This window comes from Nocardiopsis salina YIM 90010 (assembly GCF_000341025.1).
Classification (GTDB): Bacteria; Actinomycetota; Actinomycetes; order Streptosporangiales; family Streptosporangiaceae; genus Nocardiopsis; species Nocardiopsis salina.
Genome location: NZ_ANBF01000002.1, coordinates 1 through 2,847 on the forward strand (window position 1 = coordinate 1; position 2,847 = coordinate 2,847).

Consider the following 2,847-nt stretch of genomic DNA (forward strand, 5'->3'; position numbering starts at 1 on the left):
GCGGGTGGGCACGGCGCTGGAGGTGCCCAGGACCAGGAGTTCTCGTACCGACATGGGCTGCATCCTGGCACAGGCGGTGGCGCCGCTGATGCGTGAGGGCGGTGCGGGTTCGATCGTCAACATTTCCTCGGCCGCGGGGTTGATGGGCCTGGTGCTGATGGCCGGATACGGGGCCTCCACGTGGGGTGTGCGCGGGTGGAGCAGCGGGCCCACGGTCAAGTACGTGCTGGGCCAGTGAGTTTTACCCCTTTTCACGCAGGGTTCCACGTGAAACACCCTGTGTGTGGTTCTGGTGGCCTTGACATGCGGCGTCGGGGCCACAGTGGTGCGGGGCCGCGGCGCAGGGGGTTCAGCAGCGTTCGGCCAGCCAGGCCAGGAACAACACCAGCACGAACAGGTAGAAGGCGGTCGAAGCCCACTCGGGGCCGCGTGCACCCATGGCACCTCTCAGACATCGTTGCGGACACGGATCCTCTCGGGGTACCAGCACACGCGCCCTGGCCACAGGCGTTGGCCACATCAGGCCACACGCACACCAGTGGCCCCACCTTCCTGTGAGGGAACGCGGGCGGGGAAAACCGCTCGCCGGCCCGGGCGCGGGGTGCGTAGACTCCGCCCCGGCGCGCACCGTAGCGGCATCGGTGCACGTCAGGGCAGCGTGCACCGAACAGGGGGGCGGCGGGGGCACAGCGATCGAGGACCTCTACCACCGGCTGGGATACGCGAGCGTGCGGGCGCGGGGCCAGGGCATGGAAGGCCAGGTCCACCACCTGGGGCAGGGGCGGGTGGGCAAGGCCTGGTTCTGGCGCACCGGGGGTGAACTGCGTACCCTTTCGGTCTTCTACGAGGAGCCGGCCGCCCAGGACCTGCCCTGGGACAGCCCCCGCATCCTGGGGTCCGAGTAGGAACGGAACGGTGAGTCCCGGCAACTGTCACATCTGTTGACACCCGTGGCGGGGCACACCACCCTGTCGGCATGGACGGTGACGCGGTGGCCTTCGTCAGAGCCGACGTGGAACGGGTGTGCGCGGAGTTCGCCCACCTGGCCCCGGCGGTGCGGTTGCGCAAGCTCGCCGAGCTGCGAGCCGCCCTGGATGGGGCCCTCGATCAGGCGACGGTCGCGGCGATGGGCGACGCCCGGGCCGAAGGGTGGGGGCTGCGCCGGATCGCGGCGTTCTCGTCCGTCTCCCACGAGCAGGTACGGCGCACCCTCGCAGCAGCGGGCGAGAACACCGCGGGATGAGAGGCCCTACTGGCCGGGGCGGGGTGCGCGCAGCGGGCGCAGCCGCCCGGCACCGATCTCGGGAGCGAGCTTGAAGTTGTAGCGGCCCAGCATGTTGAGGTGTTCGCTGCCCAGAGGGCTGAGGCGGGCGATGTCAGCGGCGTGCACCCGGGTGCCCTCGGCACGGATCTGCTCGATAGCGCGGGCGGTGTAGACGGTGTTCCACAAGATGACGACGTTGACCATGAAGCCGAGCGCGCCGAGCTGGTCCTCCATGCCCTCACGGTAGCGCTGGCGCAGCTCGCCCTTTTGGCCGTGGAAGATCTTACGGGCCAGGGTGTGGCGGGATTCTTGCCGGTTGAGCTGGGTGTTGACCCGGCGCCTGAGGAGTTCGTCGTCGAAGTAGGAGGCCAGGTAGATCGAGCGGTCCAGGCGTCCCAGCTCCATCAGGGCCCGGCCGATCGGGGTGGGGGTGCCGCCTCCGGCCAGGTAGCGGAACAGTTCGCTGGCCTTGACCGCCCCGGAGCGCAGGGAGGCCGCCACCCGCAGCAGTTCGTCCCAGGAGTCGGTGATAAGGCCGGTGTTGATCCGGGTGCGAGTGAGGTTGTTGAGCGGGCCGTAATCGGCCGCGGGGTCGGTGCGGTACAGCGTCGCTGATCCGGCGTCGGCCAAGCGGGGGGAGAACTGCCAGCCCATGAGGCGGAAGATGCCGAAGGCGATCTCGGAGGCCCCGGCGGTGTCGGAGGTGATCTCGGTGGGGCGCAACGAGGTCTCCTGCTCCAGCAGCCCTTCGAGGATGTAGTACCAGTCCTTGGGGGTGCCGGGGATGACGATGCCGTGGAAGCCGGTGAACTGGTCGGAGGTGAAGTTGTAGTAGGTCACCCCGCGGGCGCCCTTGCCCTTGCCGAAGTACTTGGTGTTGGGACCGGCGTTGATGGTCTTGACCGGGACGATGAAGCGCAGCCCGTCGGCGGAGGCCAGCTCGCCGCCGCCCCAGGCGGCCACGATGTCCAGACGTGAGTGGTAGTCGACCAGGTCAGCGTTGGCCGGGGTGAGCGTGGAGGCGCGGATGTAGTTCTGCTCGGTCCAAAACAGCCGGTCCAGCGAGAGGGCTTCGCTGGCCTCGGAGACCATCGGGCGCATGCCGACGTTCATGGCTTGGGCGCACAGCACGGCGGCGATGGAGGTGATCATGTCGTCCTTGCGGGAGGGTGTCTGGCCGCCCACGTGGGTGAACCGGTCCAGGCACCCGGTCCAGGAGTGGACCTCCAACAAAACCTCGGGGAAGTCCACGACGGGGATGCGGGCAGCCACGCTCTCTCTCAGGGCAGTCAGTGAGGCGGGCTCGTCCAGGGCGTCCAGGCCGGACAGCACGAGGTGGTCGCGGCCCTCGCGCTGCTCGATGCGCACCGAGGGGTTGGCCGCCAGGCCATCGGCGAGCTGGCGGTAGGCGCCGTCCAGCCGATCAGCCCACCGGGGAAGGTCCACACCGGGTTCGGGTGCCAGGCCCAGGTCGCGGCACAGGCCGTCCCGGGCGGCCTCCCACGCGGATCCGGCCAGCAGCCCGGCGGTGGGGTCGCCCCACTTGCCCAGTCCGGGCACGAACACCTCGTGGCGGCGCAGCG

Annotated in this window: 4 protein-coding genes; 3 read left to right on the forward strand and 1 reads right to left on the reverse strand. The window is 69.6% G+C overall.

Going from position 1 to position 2,847, the window contains the following annotated elements:
• The 3 genes from D474_RS0100315 to D474_RS0100330 all read left to right on the forward strand — a co-directional run.
• On the forward strand, nt 1-238 hold a 238-nt coding region (locus D474_RS0100315), incomplete at its 5' end, for an SDR family NAD(P)-dependent oxidoreductase (RefSeq protein WP_239646965.1).
• 403 nt (nt 239-641) lie between these two features.
• Nucleotides 642-905 (forward strand): hypothetical protein, encoded by a 264-nt coding sequence (locus D474_RS0100325; RefSeq protein ID WP_017611608.1) that lies wholly within the window; start codon nt 642-644, stop codon nt 903-905.
• A 71-nt stretch (nt 906-976) separates the two neighbouring features.
• On the forward strand, nt 977-1,243 hold the full coding sequence (locus tag D474_RS0100330) for a hypothetical protein (protein WP_017611609.1): 267 nt from the start codon (nt 977-979) through the stop codon (nt 1,241-1,243).
• A 6-nt stretch (nt 1,244-1,249) separates the two neighbouring features.
• Here the strand turns inward: D474_RS0100330 and D474_RS0100335 are convergent.
• The coding region (locus D474_RS0100335) for a Tn3 family transposase (RefSeq protein WP_017611610.1) at nt 1,250-2,847 on the reverse strand (1,598 nt) is incomplete at its 5' end.